This window comes from Streptomyces sp. NPDC054765 (genome assembly GCF_053612065.1).
Genome location: NZ_JBSHBP010000053.1, coordinates 24,715 through 40,359, shown reverse-complemented (window position 1 = coordinate 40,359; position 15,645 = coordinate 24,715). Strand labels below are relative to the sequence as shown.

The following is a 15,645-nucleotide window of genomic DNA, read 5'->3' as shown; positions in this document are numbered from 1 at the left end:
CGGAACGGCATGAGGACCGGCCCGCCCGCGGCTACCGGCCGAAGTCACCGACGGGCGGCGGCTGGTGCTCCTCCAGGGAGACCGGGTCGTACCGCCGACACGGCAACGCGTCACCGGCCGGCAGCCGGACACCGGCAGCTGACGGACCACACCTCCGCATCGCCCGAATCCCTTCGCGCCCGCCGCCCCCGCTGCATACGCTCACCCCATGACCGGCACCGACGCCTCCCCCGACCGGCCGACCCGCCGCCCCCTCGTCGCGATCCTCACCGGAGCGGGCATCTCCACCGACTCCGGGATCCCCGACTACCGCGGGCCGAACGGGCTGTGGCGGCGGGATCCGGAGGCGGAGAAACTCGTCACCTATGACACATATATGGGCGATCCGGAGATTCGGCGGCGGTCGTGGCGGATGCGGCAGGAGAGCCCGGCGTTCCGGGCCGAGCCGAATGCCGCGCACGAGGCGGTGGCCCGGCTGGAGCGGTCCGGGACGCCGGTGCGGGTGATCACTCAGAATGTGGACGGGCTGCATCAGCTCGCCGGGATGCCCGAACGCAAGGTGCTCGAACTGCACGGCACGGTGCGGGCCGTGACCTGCACCCGCTGTCATGCCCGTTCGTCGATGCAGCAGGCGCTGGCGCGGGTGGCCGCGGGCGAGGCCGATCCGCCGTGCCTGGTGTGCGGGGGGATCCTCAAATCGGCAACGGTGATGTTCGGGGAGCGGCTGGACCCGCAGGTGCTCGGTACGGCGCTGGGGGTGGCGAAGGCGGCGGAGATCTTCTTCGCGGTCGGGACGACGCTGCAGGTGCAGCCGGCGGCCTCGCTCGCCGGGGTGGCCGCGGAACACGGCGCACGGCTGATCATCGTGAACGCCGAGCCGACGCCGTACGACGAACTCGCCGCCGAGGTGATCCGCGAGCCGATCGGCAGCGCACTGCCGAGGCTGCTGGCCCTTGAGGAGTACCGGAACGGAAGTGAGCGGTAGCCGATGGGTACGGCCGGTCCGTCAGGCAAGGCCGCGCAGCGCTTCGTCCTCTGTGCTACCGGGCCGGGGGAAGTACACGTACAGGACATGGCCCTCGGGGCCGGCGAGCCCGAAGGTCTCGAAGCTCAGGCGGAGGATGCCGACGCCGTCGACATACAGCCGCTTCTCGCCCATCACGCGCTCGTAGACGTCGTGCGAGTCCCACAGAGCACGGAACGTCTCGCTGCGCTCGCGCATGTGCGCCACGAAGCCGTCGAGTTCCGCGCGGCGCGTGGCGGCGGTGGCGCGCAGACCTGCGACGGCCTGCAGGCTGATCGCTTCCCAGTCGGGATAGACAATCCGCGCACGCGGATCGAGAAACGTGAACTCGATCAGGTTGTGCCCCGTGCTCCAGGCAGGGTTCACCCGGGCGGCGAGCGCGGTCCCGGCCAGTACGTCGCGCCCGGGGCCGACGACGAACGCGGGCAGGTCGGCCTATCGCTCCAGCAGGTGCAGTACCCCGGGCCGCACAGGAGCGGCGGCCGGTGCGGTGCCGTTGTCCGCCGGTGCCAGCGGCGGCATCGCCAGGGACCACAAGTACGCCCGCTCGGTGTCGTCCAGTCGCAGCACACGGGCGAGAGCTTCCATGATCTCGCGGGAGGGATGCCGGTCGCGGCCCTGCTCGATCCGGGCGTAGTAGGACGGGCTGAGCCCGGCGAGCAGGGCCAGTTCCTCACGGCGCAGCCCTTTGACCCGCCGTCTCGTGTTGTCGACGACACCGGCGGAGGCAGCGTCGATCTTCTCCCGGCGAGTGCGCAGAAAGGAACCGAGCCGTGCGTCGTCAGGTGTCATGCAGATCGACTTTACCGCCGCCCACTCGCGCGACGGCTCCGTCCCGCACGCGAAGCTGACCCTTGCAGAGACTGCCTCAAGGGGGTGTGGCACGTCCGTCGGCCTGCTGGTGCCATGGAGGCATGTCGAACGAAACGAATGCATCGCCGGTTTGGCTGATCACCGGGTGCTCCAGCGGCCTGGGCCGGGCCTTGGCCGAGCACGCCTTGGAGCGAGGCGACCGAGTCGCCGTCACCGCCCGCAGCCGCGCCACCGTGACCGGCCTCGCCACCGAGTACGGCGACCGAGCCCTGGCTCTGGAGCTGGATGTGACCGACCCCGCGTCGGTGACCACAGCCGTCCAGGCGTGCGAGCGGAAGTTCGGGCGGATCGACGTACTCGTCAACAACGCCGGATACGGCTACCTGGCGGCGATCGAAGAGGGCGAAGAGGCCGCTGTTCGCGCCTTGTACGACACCAATGTGCACGGTGTGGTGACAGTCCTCAAGGCCGTGCTGCCCGGCATGCGGGCCCGCCGCACGGGGCGCATCGTCAACGTCTCCTCCTTCGGTGGCCTGGCCGCCTTTGCCGCGACCGGCTACTACCACGCCACGAAGTTCGCCTTGGAGGGGCTGTCGGAGTCGCTGGCCGCGGAACTCGCCCCGCTCGGCATCACGGTGACGATCGTGGAACCCGGCGGTCTGCGCACCGAGTGGGCCGGGGCCTCGATGCGACAGTCTCCGATACGCCTGGACGACTACGAGCAGACCGCCGGCAAGCGCCGTGCGGCCACACTGGCCGTGTCCGGCCGTCAGCCCGGCGACCCGGTCCGGGCTGCGGCGGCCATCGCCGCGGCCGTGGACACAGAGGTACCTCCGCTGCGGCTGCTGCTGGGCTCCGACGCGCTCGCCGGAATCCGCGCCCGCCTGGAACGGACGCGTACTGAGACCGATGCCAACGAGGCACTGACCGTGAGCGTGGACCTGGAGGAAAGGTGAGCGGCAAGGGCGCGTTCGTGGTGGTCGGCGCCGGACCCGGTCTGGGTGCCGCGGCGGCCCGCCGGATCGGCCGCGAGGGACATGACGAACAGCGAGTCGCGCCGCGTGCCGGGCACCACCACCCCGCCCAGCCCCCTCACCTGATCGTTGGTCACGTTCAGCAGGCCTCTTGCTCGACGGACTGGGCTCAACTGACCTGCGAGGACCCGATATGACGCTATGACCAGCAAAACACTGTCGTCGTCGAACCAGGCTTGCCCTGGATCCGCTCCCGCATCCGGTCCAACAGGCTGGCCCTTTCAGCGCGTTGCCTGCCCGCGTTCCGGTCATCCCTGGTCACGGCCTTGGTCTGCTTCCCGTCGCCCCGCGGCTTGCGGGCGCTGCGAGGCCTACTCATTTCGTGCCACCTGCCTTCCGGGCACGTGTACCGGACTCCACGGGTACGTCGTCGTGTTGCGGATGGCGTCGGAGCAGGACGCGGCAGTCCACGGCCCGGGACCAGTCGTCCGCCTTTTCGGCCGCCCGCAACTCCCGTTCCAGATCGGCACACTTCGTGCAGCTCACGGCTTACCCCGCAGTACGGCCATCATGTCGGCATCCCGGTCGGGGACGACGGACCCCACCGTGATCTGTTCGGGCGACGAGTAGCACGCGGAGGGTGCCTTCGTCCTGGTCACGCCCGTACCTCCCTTCCGTGGGGATGGCCCGCGATCACGCCGTTCAGGCTCCGGACCTCCAGTGCATGACCCGCCTGGCGGGCCGACTCCCGCTCCTGGCCACAGGGTTCGCACACATCGCACCCTGGCACCGGGACAGGCTCCAGCTTCGAACCGGCCAACGCCGGGCCTCCGTTCTCACTCCGACTCATCGCGCATCCGCTCCAGTCCGGCAACGTGCCGCTTCAGGAGTTCATGGTTCGGCCGGGTGTACGGGCCCCGCGGGATGCCGGCGGGAAGCGGAATCCACGGAGCGAACGTCACGGTGTCCGGCGTCGGCTGCCCGGGTTCCCCTTCAACTCCGGCCACTCCCCGGTCCGCCACGTCGGTGGACGCTGATACGCAATGCCCAGCCATCCGAACCCCTCACTTTCTGCGACTGATTGGTGACAAGAGTGGGGTAGAAATCGGTACGGTGAGGAGAGATTCAGCGCCCAACCTGGGCGTTGGTCAGACTGGCATATGCGTACGCCATTGACCGGCGTAAATGACGCGACGACCACACGTGACCAGGTCCATGGTCAGGGGGAGTTATGGACTCCAACGGAGACGAAACAGAGGGCGCAGAGGGCTCATACGACCCGCGCCGGCAGTTCGCGGAAGAGTGCCGGAGCGGCAGAGAGCTGCACCTGCAAGGGCCCTTGAACCAGACTCAACTGGCCAAGCTGGCCAGCACGTCAAAGAGCGCAATCAGTCGCGTGGAGACGTGCGCGGGACCCATCCCGTCGGGCCTGCCTGCCCGGTTGGACCAGGTCTTTTCGACAGACGGACTGTTCAAGCGGCTCTATGAGGAGATCACCGCCCAGTCGTTCCCGGTGCACTCCCGCCGACGGATTGAGCTGGAGCCGAAGGCGGTCAGCATTGCGGCGTGGTCGCCCACGGTGGTGCCTGGACTCCTTCAGACGGCGCCGTACGCGCGGGCTCTTCTCCGGGAGGGTGACCCGCGGGCCAGTGACGACGAAGTGGCCACGCTGGTCCGGGCGCGAATGGCGAGACAGGAAGTGCTGAAGGGCACTTCCCCGCCGGACTTCTCCGTGGTCATCTGTGAGTCCGTGCTTCGGCGGAACGTCGGGGGCCCCGACGTGATGCGGGAACAGCTCTCCGCGTTGCTCGCCCACGGTTCCCAACGAACCACCGTGCTACAGGTGATGCCGCTATCTGCGGAGACTCACGGACTCATGGACGGTTCCATGTCCATTCTGACCACCGCGGACAGCCCGCCCGTGATCTACACCGAGGGCATCAGGTCAGGAACGATTATCGAAGATCCCTCCACGGTGCGGCTCCTCGCGCGGTCTTACGATGTACTCACCGCTTCAGCTCTCTCGCGTGACGCGTCCGCCAGCATGATCCGCAAGCTTATGGAGGCATCGTGACCGCCCTAACTCACCCCTGGGTCAAGTCCAGCTACAGCAGCCAAGATGGTGGCGACTGCCTGGAGTGGTCCCCGGCGCATGTCTGCGCCCACGGCATCGTTCCCGTCCGAGACAGCAAGGACCCCCACGGCCCGGCCCTGATGTTCGAGCCGGCAGCGTGGTCGGCGTTCGTCACCGGCGTACAGGCCGGCGACTTCCCCGCGTAAGCGCGCACACCGAAACGCACACCGCCCGTCCCGCATGCTTGAGTTCTAGTGGGTGCTGGAAGCCCATGATCACCGGCTCAGGGTTCAACCGCTGTACCGACGTCCCCCGAGGCCGCGGTCAGTGGTGGGCCGGGCCACTCCCGCCGCAGTCGTCCTGGGCGGCCTGCTCGGCGAGCAGGCCGCCGGCCCGCGCCCTCCACCGCGGCGGGGGCTCGGCAAGAGGTCAGGCCTGGCGCGCCTGTGCCCAGTCGTAGAGGCGGTGAGCACTGTCGCCCAGGCGTGTGGCGTAGAGCGTGCTGGGCTCCCCGCCGGCGAGATCCTCGGCGGTGGTCGTGACGCCCACGACGGTGCCGGTGCCCGTCCGGGTGTCGAACTTCGCGAAGTGGGGGCCGCCGCTCGCCCCGTGCGACATGTCGCAGGACTCACCCCACAGGAGGGGCGCCTTGGGGCCGGGCTTGGCCGGCCCGGCGCAATGGATCATGCGTGATCCGGCGTACTTGGCGCTGGGGTCGTTGAGCCGGTCCTTCGGATACCCGAAGGTGTGGATGAACTCGCCCTCGGCCGGCTTGGTGAACGCGATCTTCTGGCTTCCCGTGACGTCCGCGATCCGCCGTCCCCCGGCTGAGGGATTCGCCACGAGGACTCCCGTGTCGTAGCCGGCGACGGCCACTTCGTCCGAGGACGTCTTGCTCGCATCGGCGTCCCAGCGGGAGGAGGTGGCCATGGTCTTGATGCTGAAGCCGCCGAGCGGCTTCGTTCCATTACGGTAACCCGGCACGAAATAGAGGTTGTGGTTCCACGTGTCGTCGGCGGCGGGGGCCCCGACCCCCCGCAGACAGTGCGCCGCCGTGATGACGGTGCTGCGATTCGCACTGTTGACGACCGTCGCGGTGCAACTGCCGTCATAGCCGTCAGAGAAGGTGAAGAAGAGCCGGCCGACGCTCTTGTTCACCGCTCCCCCGTGGCTCCAAGTGGCCCCGGGATCGGGCGTGTTCGAGGGAAGCGGACGCGGATCGTCAGGGGTGTTGTCGTCCTCGGGCACGGGGGTGACCTCGGGAACCAGGGCGCCGGCCAGTTTCATCCGGGTCGGGGTCCAGTAGGTGTCGATCCGGCTGCGCTCCTGTTCGGTCGTGGCGCCGGAATGCGTCGATATCGACTCCGATTCCGCGGCGATGGCCTCCGCCGGCAGGAGCACTGCCGCCGTGGTCGCGCTCAGCAGGACGGCTCCCACGGTCGCGAGTTTGCGGGAGAACGCTCGGTGTGTGGCTGACATCATTGCCCTTCTCAGTTCTTTCTGAGGTGCCTGCTGGGCGCGAGTGCGCCCCTTATCCCCTACGACGCGCGACCCTTCGCGAGGTTGCACGTGTCCTGGATCACTTCCCGCATCCACATCGCCGGCCGGTTGCGGGAGAAGGCCATCGACCGCGCCATTGCGGCCGATCCGGGGCGCTCCCGGGCCGCACGCCGAAGGCGGGGTACGCCACCTGGTGCCGGCGCCCGTTCAGTCGGCGAACGCGGGAAGGATCTCTGCTCCGTAGGCGTCGAGGGTGGCTTCCTTGGCGTCGTGCATGGCGTAGACCGCGAACTGGTCCACGCCCAGGGCCTTGAGCTGCCGCAGCTTGTCGAGGTGCGCGGCGGCCGGGCCGAGCAGGCAGAAGCGGTCGATGACCGCGTCCGACACGAAGCCCGCGTCCGGGTGTCCCGACCGGCCGTGGTACGCATAGTCGTAGCCCGCCCGGGACTCAATGTAGGCAGTCAGCTCGTCCGGCACCATTCCGGAGTGTTCGCCGTAGCGTGCGACGAGGTCGGCGACGTGGTTGCCGACCATGCCGCCGAACCAGCGGCACTGCTCGCGGGCGTGCTCCAGGTCGTCGCCCACATAGGCCGGTGCGGCCACGCAGATCGTGATACCGGCCGGGTCGCGGCCGGCGTCCGCCGCGGCGGTCCGTACGGCCTTGACCATCCATTCGGTGAGGAAGGGATCGGCCAGCTGGAGGATGAAGCCGTCGGCCAACTCGCCTGCCATGGCGAGGGCCTTGGGCCCGTAGGCGGCCATCCACACCGGAAGCTTGCCGTCCTTGATCCAGGGGATCTTGATCCGGTGGCCTCCGAGGTACGCCTCCCGCCCCTCGGCCAGTTCGCGGATGACGCCGATCGCCTCACCCAGCCGGGCCAGGGTGTTCGGCGGCCGCCCGGCCACCCGCATCGAGGAGTCGCCGCGGCCGATGCCGCAGACCGTGCGGTTGCCGTACATCTCGTTGAGGGTGGCGAAGGTGGAGGCGGTGACTTCGGGGGTGCGGGTGTAGGGGTTGGTGACCATCGGGCCGACGATCAGCCGCTCGGTGTGCTCCAGAATGCGGCTGTAGAGGACGAACGGTTCCTGCCACAGCACGGCCGAGTCGAAGGTCCAGCCGTAGCGGAAGCCGTTGCGCTCGGCCCGGCGCATCAGGGACACGACGGCGGAGGAGGGCGGGTCGGCCTGCAGGACAACTCCGAAGTCCACAGCGGCGCTCCTTAAATGAGGCACTGGCATGTGCCACGCGGGATGTACGGTCCGTGCCCGGCATGCCCGGTCAACTCCCGCCGGTCGATGACGAGGCCGGCGTCGGCACCAGCACCGGGGGTGCCCCCGAACCGGCCGGAACCACCGGCCCCGGCGAACCTGACCTGGATATCCGAAGGCCGCTCCCATGCCGGTACCGCTTCCGCCGGCTCGCCCACGAGCACCTCCCCGTATCCGTCACCCAGGCAGTGCGAGGGTGGAGCATACTGCGGATCGCCGTGGCCGAAAGCCGGGTACGGCCAGGCAAATGGGTGACAATCCGCCTCACCCCATCCGGTCGGTACAGCCCGGCAGAGGTGCCACCGCCCCCCGCCGTCGTCAGGGCCGGAGCCGGCGCGCCTGCGGGTCGCAAGAGTGCAGCCCCATCGAGGAAGCAGCCTCCGGCCCGTAGGCAGATGCCTCCGCCGCCATGCTCCCGCGCATATCGGTGACCAGGCCCGGCCGGAAACCGGACGGGCAACCGGCCTGGACCGCAGAAAAACGTAGGGAACCACGGACAGCGGCTGATTCGGCGGATGGTGAGCCGAAAAAGCGGGCCGGCGGACTCGGCCTCAGCGACGTCGACGCACGGTGGCCCTGCCTGGCGACGAGGCTCACCGAGGCCGTTTTCCCGCGGCAGTCCGGGCCGAGCACAGTGTGTGCACAACGAATGGTTGTGCTTGCCGGTTAACCGGTTGTTTGCTCTCGCCGTCCGCTGCTCGCTTGGATGCCGGTGGTCAGCGTGTGGTGGTTCAACGGTGAGAGGCGTGTGGGTTATGACGGGCAGACGGGCGCTGGGGCGGCGGTTCGGGTGGTTGTGGGCGGCGTATGCGGTCAGCTCGTACGGCACGGGGCTCGGGTTCGGCGCGTTTCCCCTGATCGCGGTCCTCGTGCTGCACTGCGGGCCGACCGAGGTGGCGGCGCTGGCTGCCGCGGGGCGGGCAGTGGGAGCCCTGATCGCGGTGCCGCTCGGTCCCTGGGTGGAGTTCCGGCACAAGCGGCCGGTCATGGTGGCGATGGACCTGACCCGGTTCGCGGCGCTGATGAGCGTCCCCGCCGCGTTTGCGCTCGGCCGGCTCGGCTTCGCCCAGCTCCTCGTCGTCTCCGTCGTCGTCGCCGCGGCCGACATCGCCTTCAAGGCGGCCAGCGGTGCGTATCTGAAGGCGCTCGTCCCACCGCAGGACCTGCTCGTCGCGAACGGCCGGTTCGAATCCACGACGTGGACCTCGACCATGGTCGGACCACCGCTCGGCGGGGCCGCGTTCGGACTGTTCGGTCCGGTGGCGACCGTGATGGCCAATGCGGTCAGCTTTCTGCTCTCGGCGCTGGGCATCCGCGCCATCGGCGGGACGGAACCGCGCCCCGCGCGAACCGGTGCACCGCGGCTGCGCGCAGGCGATCTGCTCGAAGGCTGGCGCTACCTGCTCACCCACCCCACGCTGCGTCCGCTGTTCTTCAACTCGATCGCGGTCAACGGCCTGATCATGGCCTCCGAGCCGCTGCTCGCCGTCCTCCTGCTGGGCCGCCTCGGGTTCGCACCCTGGCAGTACGGTCTCGTATTCGCGGTGCCGTGCGTCGGCGGCCTCGTCGGCTCGCGCCTCGCGTACCGGCTCGCGGCGCGGTTCGGGCAGCACAAGGTGCTGTTCACCGCGGGGGTGCTGCGTGCGTGCTGGCCTGTGGGGCTGGCGTTCGTCCGGCCCGGTGTCCCAGGGATCGTGCTCATCATCGCCGTCCAGCTCGGCCTGGTGACCTGCTGCAGCCTGTTCGCCCCGCTGCTGTCCACCTACCGGCTCGACCACACCGACCCCGACCGGGTCGCCCGCACCCTGTCCGCCTGGGCGATCAGCAGCAGCGCCGCCATCGCAGCCCTGACCGCCCTGTGGGGTCTGCTGGCCGCCGTCACCAGCCCCCGCACTGCGATCGCAGTCGCCGGCGTCCTTCTCCTGGCCACCCCGCTGCTGCTCCCGCGCCGCGAGAACCTGCCCCGGAACGAGCCCGCCGGAGTCCGAGAAGTGATTGATATCGATCGCGTGTGAGGCCGGAGCCCCGGTCAGTTCTCCAGCCGGAGGCGGATCGAGGCCGCCGTGACGAGCCCGGGTCCGGGTCCGGGTCCGGGTCCGGGTCCGGGTCCGGGTCCGGGTCCGGGTCCGGGTCCGGGTCCGGGTCCGGGTCCGGGTCCGGGTCCGGGAAAGGCTGCCAGGACGCGCCGGCCGCTGCCGTCCTACGGCTCGGCGGTGCTGCGCCCGCCGAGCCAGGCGGGCCGGCCGGCCGCGCGGTGCCGCGCTGGGTGGAAGCGGCGGGCACCACATCGGCCCTGGCGCGAGCCGCGGTCATCCGGACATGGCACTGCCCCAGCTCTGGGCAATGACGCCCTTGGCATTGCTCTGCTGGGTCTCGGTCGGGAAGCTCGGCGTACCGGAAACCTTCGGCAGCTTCGCCGCCGCGGTCTTGTCGAGCGTGCCGGCGTCCTTCATGGCGGTCATCAGAGCCGGGCGGGCGTATGCCTTGAGCCTGAGGTTCTGGCCCTCGGCGCTGTAGAGGTACTCCAGCCACAGGCGCGCGGCCGCGGGGTGCGGCGCATCCTTGTTGATGACCTGCGAGTAGTACTGGGCGAACTTGCCGTCCGAGGGGACCACGACCTTCCAGTCGAGGCCCTTGGCCTTGAACTCGTCGTTGTGCCCGGCGTTGAGGAAGTCCCAGTCGATGGTGATCGGCGTCTTGCCCTTCTCGATGGTGGCCGCGCTGGATACGACGGGCGTGTAGTTGCCGCTTTTCTTCAGCTCGGCGAAGAAGTCTATGCCGGGCTGGATGTCGTCGAAGGAGCCGCCGTCGGCGAGGGCGGCCGCGTACACGGCGCCGAAGGCAGCACCCGACTTGGTGGGGTTGCCGTTGAGCGCGACCTTCCCCTTGTACTGCGGCTGGAGCAGATCCTTGAAGCTGGTCGGGCAGGTCTGCACATGCTTGACATCGCAGCCGAAGGAGACATAGCCGCCGTAGTCGTTTGCCCAGCGGCCGATCGAGTCCCTCTGGACATCGGGGATGTCGGCGAAACCGGCGACCATGTACGGCGCGAGCAGCCCATCCTGGGCGGCGCTCTGCGCGAAGGAGCTGCCCAGGTCGAGGACATCGGGCGCGTTGCCCTGGCCCTTGCGCGAGGTGACGGCGCTGATCTCGTCCTGGCTGGCGGCGTTCGGGTTCTCGACCTCGACCTTGATGCCGTACTTCTTGGTGAAGCCGTCGATCAGGGCGCCGTAGTTGACCCAGTCGCGGGGCAGCGCGATCGCATGCAGCGTGCCCTCCTTCTTGGCCGCCGCCGCCAGGGCGTCGATGCCGCCGAGGGCCTGGGCCGTGGTCGCGGTGGCCGCGCTCTTTCCGCCGGCGGTGCCCGACGCGTCGGAGGCCGCGCCACAGGCGCTGAGGGCGAGTGCAGCGGCGACGACGAGGACGCCGGTGAGGACGGCGGTTCTCGGCAGGACAACGGTCACGGTCTCTCCAGGGGTGCGCACAGACAATTGAGGGGATTCATGCGGGGGCCACACAGGGGATGTACGTGGGGGGTGAGCACTTGTCCGACGACTTGTCTGACAAGTTGGGCCTCAGTAGGCCCAACTATGCTGTCCGCCAGGTAAACATTGGTAAAACTGACGACTCCGATTCCCTCACAGTCGCAGCTCGCAGAGGTCACCACGGCATCTCGTCCAGGCCGGGCCGCGCTGCACACCCGGCGCACAGCTCCGCGCGAAAGAGGAAGCGCGGCGGCACGGCACGAGAAGATCGCCGAAGAGCTGAGGCGGGCGAGCGACCGCGAGGAGCAGCGGTACGAGGCCCGGAGCGCCGATGCGGGGCCGCGAGGACGGTGCTGCCGTCCCTACCAAGGCGCAGACGACTCCAGGGCGGGGCAGCCTGCATGCGGCATCAGCGGACGGAACATGCACGATCGAACTGCACGGACCAGCACGACACCGGCCAGCGCGTTCCTGCATCCTCCAGCTGGTTTCGGGGCCCGGCCGCCACCACGGAAAGGAAGGACGGGTGGGAACTCGGGGCAAGCCGATGGGCCTGAGTTGCCAGGCCTCGTGGAGGTGTTGCTGACTCGCCGGTCATGCGTTCACCACGGGAATGACATCTGTCGCGTACGCGTCGATCACCGCCTCCTTCGCGTCGTGCATCGCGTACAGCGCGAACTGGTCGACGCCCAGGTCCCGCAGCCTGCGCAACTTTTCGATGTGCGCGGACGCCGGACCGATGAGGCAGAAGCGATCGACGATCTCGTCCGGGACGAACTGGGTGTCGGGGTTGCCGGAGCGGCCGTGGTGAGCGTAGTCGTACCCTTGGCGGGCTTTGATGTAGTCCGTCAGCTCCTGCGGGACCACGCCCGAGTCCGCACCGTATGTGGACACCAGATCGGCTACGTGGTTGCCGACCATGCCACCGAACCAACGGCACTGCTCGCGCGCCTGGGCAAGCTCCTCGGCCGAGTCGCCCTCGGTGACGTACGCCGGGGCCGCGACGCAGATCTTGACGTCGGACGGGTCGCGGCCCGCCGCCACCGCGGCGTTGCGGACCGCCTTCACCATCCACTCCGTGAGGTACGGGTCGGCGAGCTGCAGAATGAAGCCGTCGGCCTCCTCTCCGGTCATCTTGAGCGCCTTGGGTCCGTAAGCGGCCATCCAGACAGGGAGGCCGGCGCCTTCCCGCACCCACGGGAACTTCACGAGGGTGCCGCCGCCGAGGTCGGCCTCGTCACCGCGGCCGAGCGCCCGTATGACCTTCATGGACTCACTGATCCGCGCGAGCGTGGTGGGTTTGCGGCCCGCCACGCGCAGGGCGGAGTCGCCGCGGCCGATGCCGCACACGGTGCGGTTTCCGTACATGTCGTTGAGCGTGGCGAAGGTGGAGGCCGTGACTTCGCAGGCACGGGTGCTCGGGTTCGTGACCATCGGGCCGACGATGAGGTGGCGTGTCTCGCCCAGGATGCGGCTGTAGATGACGAACGGCTCCTGCCACAGCACACACGAGTCGAATGTCCAGCCATGCGTGAAGCCTGCTGCCTCCGCGCGCTGCATGAGGCTGACGACCCGCGAGGCCGGCGGGTCGGTCTGCAGGACGAGTCCGAAGTCCATGGTGATTCCCCTTGGTTCCTCAGTTCAGGTACTGACAGGTGCCGCGCGGTGTGTACGCGCCGTGGCCGGCATGGCCCGTGAACTCGCGCTCGGTGACGACGAGTTCGCCGCGCGACAGGACCGTCTCCACCCGTCCGGTCAGGCGCTTGCCCTCATACGCCGAGTAGTCGACGTTCATGTGGTGCGTGGCCGCCGAGATGGTCTGCTCGGCGTGCGGGTCGTAGATCACGATGTCGGCGTCGGCGCCCGGCGCGATGGTGCCCTTCTTCGGGTACAGGCCGAACATCCGGGCAGGTGTCGCGCAGGCGATCTCGATCCAGCGGCGGCGCGAGATATGTCCGTCGACGACGGCCTGGTGGAGCAGGTCCATGCGGTTCTCGACGCCGGGCAGCCCATTCGGGATCTTGGAAAAGTCGCCGCGGCCGAGCTCCTTCTGCCCCGAGAAGCAGAACGGGCAGTGGTCCGTCGAGACCACCTGGAGGTCGTTCGTGCGCAGGCCGCGCCAGAGCGCCGCCTGGTGCTCCTTGGGGCGAAGTGGCGTACTGCAGACGTACTTCGCGCCCTCGAAGTCCGGCTCGGCGAGGTTGTCCGTCGACAGAAACAGGTACTGCGGGCACGTCTCGCCGAAGACCGGCAGGCCCTCGTCGCGGGCGCGCGCCAGCTCGGCGAGGGCCTCCTGCGCCGACACATGCACGACGTACAGCGGCGCCCCGGCGACCTGGGCCAGCTTGATCGCGCGGTGCGTCGCCTCCGACTCCAGGAGCGCCTTTCTGACCTCGCCGTGATACCGCGGGTCGCTCTCGCCTCGCTCCAGTGACTGCTGCACGAGCACATCGATCGCAATGCCGTTCTCGGCGTGCATCATGATCAGGCCGCCGTTCTCGCCGGCCCGCTGCATGGCGCGCAGGATCTGCCCGTCGTCGGAGTAGAAGACCCCCGGATACGCCATGAACAATTTGAACGAGCTCACGCCTTCGGCGACCAGCCCGTCCATTTCCTTGAGCGTCGACTCCTTCACGTCGGACACAATCATGTGAAAGGCGTAATCGATCGCGCACTTGCCGTCGGCCTTCGCATGCCAGGCGTCCAGCCCCGCTCGCAGCGCCGCGCCCTTCGACTGCACCGCGAAATCGACGATCGTGGTCGTCCCGCCCCACGCCGCCGCCTTCGTGCCGGTCTCGAAGGTGTCCGAGGCGAAGGTGCCGCCGAACGGCAACTCCATATGCGTGTGCGCGTCGACCCCACCCGGGATCACGTACTTGCCGGTGGCATCCAGAACGCGGTCTGCAGTCCACTGCTGACTGCCCGGTGTCGCCACCGCCTCCACACGACCGTTCTCGACCAGCACATCCGCGTGCATCTCCTCGGCGGCCGTGATCACAAGGCCGCCGGTGATGAGAGTCCGAGTCATTCCGAGAGTTCCCTTCGCATCGCACCCTGAGGAGTACAGCCGGACAGCCCGTCACCTCGCCCACGACGGGCGGCCCGGCCATCCGGGCGGTGGTAGCGCGAGCTGATGCCGGTGCGGCCGTCGCGCCACTCCCCCGGCCGGACCACGCGCCTCAAGCCGCGGCGCACCAGGCGTCCTGCGCCACCGGCCACAGCGGACGACCGTACGGCTCACGGTCCTTGCTCCTTCCACACCAGCGACCTCGACGGCACGGGAAGCGGAGCCCGACGCGCACCATCCCCTCGGCAGGTCCGCTCCGCTGACGCCACGCCACGCCACGCCACGCCACAACCGGTCTACCCCCGTAGATCACGGTCGAGAAGGAGACCGTAGAAGCATGTCACCCACGGTGGCAATACCGTGACCGGTAATCAGCGGAGTCGTTCGTGTTGCGCCGACGATCAGCTGGACGGTTCAACGGCGGGCACGGGCGCCGTGGGTGCGGTAGGGGTGCGAGGGTGGCGCGATGGGCAGATATCCGCCGACGCCGGCGGACCGTCCTCGCGAGCGCCACGGCATCCTGACGGACGAGGCAGAGGGGCGACAGGCATGGAGCAGAGCACACCGTGGGAGTTCTCCGACGACCGGGGGCGCCTTGCGGTGTCCGGGGAACGGCCGGTGCGGATCGTGGCGTACATACAGGCGGGGGCGACCCTGTGGGACCACGGCATACGTCCCGTGGGGCTCTTCGGGTCCCAGCATGACGGCGCCGCCCCCGACCCCGCCAAGGGCGGTGAGCTGCCGCTCGCGGAGATCCCCTACCTGGGGTCGGGCGGTGCGCTGCACCCGGACACCCTGCTGGAGGCGGAACCGGACCTCGTCGTGGCCGTGACCTACGACGGCGAGCAGGTCTACGGGCTGGAGCAGAAGACCGCGCTGGAGCTGGAGGCCCATGTCCCCCTCGCGACGGTCGCGGTGGGCCCCGGCCGCAGCCTGGCCGAGGTACGCGAACGGTTCGCCGCGCTCACCGGTTCGCTCGGCCGGGGCGAACCCCTCGGCGCCGCCCGCGAGTTGGATGCCGCGGAGGACGCCTTGCGGCAGGCGACCGGCGGCGCCGCGGGCCCCCGGGTGCTGGCGCTGTCGCCCGCGGGCCCGGAGCGGGTGCATCTGGCCCGGCCCAGCTCCTGGCCGGACCTGCGCGCGCTGGCCGAACACGGCCTCGGGCTGCTGGAGCCGGCCGCCGGCGCCGGGGTGAACTGGTCCACCGTCGGCTGGGCGGACGCCGCGGCGATGGCCCCGGACATCGTGCTCATGGACGTCCGGGCCAACGCCGCCCGGCCCCAGCAGCTCCGGACCGACGCACACTGGCGCGCGATCGAGGCCCGTGCCCGGCTGCTGCCGTGGAACCCGGAGGCCCCGTGCAGCCGGCGCGCGCACACCCGTTTCTTCACCCTGCTGGCCGACACCGTGCGCGCGTCCGCCGGGACGGAGTGAGGCGG

14 protein-coding genes are annotated in these 15,645 nt (G+C 69.5%); 7 read left to right on the top strand and 7 right to left on the bottom strand.

Going from position 1 to position 15,645, the window contains the following annotated elements; all coding sequences use genetic code 11:
- Window positions 1-208 precede the first annotated feature (208 nt).
- Window positions 209-985, top strand: coding sequence for an SIR2 family NAD-dependent protein deacylase (locus ACWGJY_RS27870; RefSeq protein WP_453263605.1), 777 nt, complete (start codon window positions 209-211; stop codon window positions 983-985).
- A 21-nt stretch (window positions 986-1,006) separates the two neighbouring features.
- Here ACWGJY_RS27870 and ACWGJY_RS27865 read toward each other — a convergent pair whose 3' ends face one another.
- On the bottom strand, window positions 1,007-1,453 hold the full coding sequence (locus tag ACWGJY_RS27865; protein ID WP_453263614.1) for an MmyB family transcriptional regulator: 447 nt from the start codon (window positions 1,451-1,453) through the stop codon (window positions 1,007-1,009).
- Window positions 1,454-1,459: 6 nt separating this feature from the next.
- The gene (locus ACWGJY_RS27860) at window positions 1,460-1,816 is read right to left on the bottom strand and encodes a helix-turn-helix domain-containing protein (protein WP_453263604.1); all 357 of its coding nucleotides are present in this window, start codon (window positions 1,814-1,816) and stop codon (window positions 1,460-1,462) included.
- 122 nt (window positions 1,817-1,938) lie between these two features.
- On the opposite strand from ACWGJY_RS27860, the gene ACWGJY_RS27855 reads away from it, so the two are divergent.
- The 4 genes from ACWGJY_RS27855 (at window position 1,939) to ACWGJY_RS27840 (ending at window position 5,091) form a co-directional block, all read left to right on the top strand.
- The gene (locus tag ACWGJY_RS27855; RefSeq protein ID WP_453263603.1) at window positions 1,939-2,793 is read left to right on the top strand and encodes an oxidoreductase; all 855 of its coding nucleotides are present in this window, start codon (window positions 1,939-1,941) and stop codon (window positions 2,791-2,793) included.
- Window positions 2,790-3,008: a hypothetical protein gene (locus ACWGJY_RS27850; protein ID WP_453263618.1), complete on the top strand. Its 219-nt coding sequence runs from the start codon at window positions 2,790-2,792 to the stop codon at window positions 3,006-3,008. Before ACWGJY_RS27855 ends, ACWGJY_RS27850 begins: the two co-directional genes overlap by 4 nt.
- 1,034 nt (window positions 3,009-4,042) lie before the next feature.
- Window positions 4,043-4,885 (top strand): DUF5753 domain-containing protein, encoded by an 843-nt coding sequence (locus ACWGJY_RS27845; RefSeq protein WP_453263602.1) that lies wholly within the window; start codon window positions 4,043-4,045, stop codon window positions 4,883-4,885.
- Window positions 4,882-5,091 carry a DUF397 domain-containing protein gene (locus ACWGJY_RS27840; protein ID WP_453263601.1) on the top strand — a complete coding sequence of 70 codons (210 nt, stop codon included), beginning with the start codon at window positions 4,882-4,884 and terminating at the stop codon, window positions 5,089-5,091. Before ACWGJY_RS27845 ends, ACWGJY_RS27840 begins: the two co-directional genes overlap by 4 nt.
- 223 nt (window positions 5,092-5,314) lie before the next feature.
- On the opposite strand, the gene ACWGJY_RS27835 is transcribed toward ACWGJY_RS27840, so the two are convergent.
- A complete protein-coding gene (locus ACWGJY_RS27835; protein WP_453263600.1) occupies window positions 5,315-6,367 on the bottom strand; it encodes a trypsin-like serine peptidase in 1,053 nt (350 codons plus the stop codon).
- A gap of 225 nt (window positions 6,368-6,592) precedes the next feature.
- Window positions 6,593-7,594 (bottom strand): TIGR03842 family LLM class F420-dependent oxidoreductase, encoded by a 1,002-nt coding sequence (locus tag ACWGJY_RS27830; RefSeq protein WP_453263599.1) that lies wholly within the window; start codon window positions 7,592-7,594, stop codon window positions 6,593-6,595.
- Between the two features lie 815 nt (window positions 7,595-8,409).
- On the opposite strand from ACWGJY_RS27830, the gene ACWGJY_RS27825 reads away from it, so the two are divergent.
- Window positions 8,410-9,669, top strand: a complete 1,260-nt coding sequence (locus ACWGJY_RS27825; RefSeq protein WP_453263598.1) for an MFS transporter — start codon at window positions 8,410-8,412, stop codon at window positions 9,667-9,669.
- 294 nt (window positions 9,670-9,963) lie between these two features.
- On the opposite strand, the gene ACWGJY_RS27820 is transcribed toward ACWGJY_RS27825, so the two are convergent.
- From ACWGJY_RS27820 to hydA, 3 genes are all read right to left on the bottom strand, one after another.
- Window positions 9,964-11,118 (bottom strand): ABC transporter substrate-binding protein, encoded by a 1,155-nt coding sequence (locus ACWGJY_RS27820; RefSeq protein ID WP_453263597.1) that lies wholly within the window; start codon window positions 11,116-11,118, stop codon window positions 9,964-9,966.
- A 615-nt stretch (window positions 11,119-11,733) separates the two neighbouring features.
- On the bottom strand, window positions 11,734-12,756 hold the full coding sequence (locus ACWGJY_RS27815) for a TIGR03842 family LLM class F420-dependent oxidoreductase (protein ID WP_453263596.1): 1,023 nt from the start codon (window positions 12,754-12,756) through the stop codon (window positions 11,734-11,736).
- A 19-nt stretch (window positions 12,757-12,775) separates the two neighbouring features.
- On the bottom strand, window positions 12,776-14,167 hold the full coding sequence (gene hydA, locus ACWGJY_RS27810) for a dihydropyrimidinase (RefSeq protein WP_453263595.1): 1,392 nt from the start codon (window positions 14,165-14,167) through the stop codon (window positions 12,776-12,778).
- Between the two features lie 588 nt (window positions 14,168-14,755).
- Between hydA and ACWGJY_RS27805 the strand changes: the two genes are divergently transcribed.
- Complete coding sequence (locus ACWGJY_RS27805; RefSeq protein WP_453263594.1) at window positions 14,756-15,640, top strand: ABC transporter substrate-binding protein; 885 nt, start codon at window positions 14,756-14,758, stop codon at window positions 15,638-15,640.
- The last annotated feature ends 5 nt before the right edge of the window (window positions 15,641-15,645 follow it).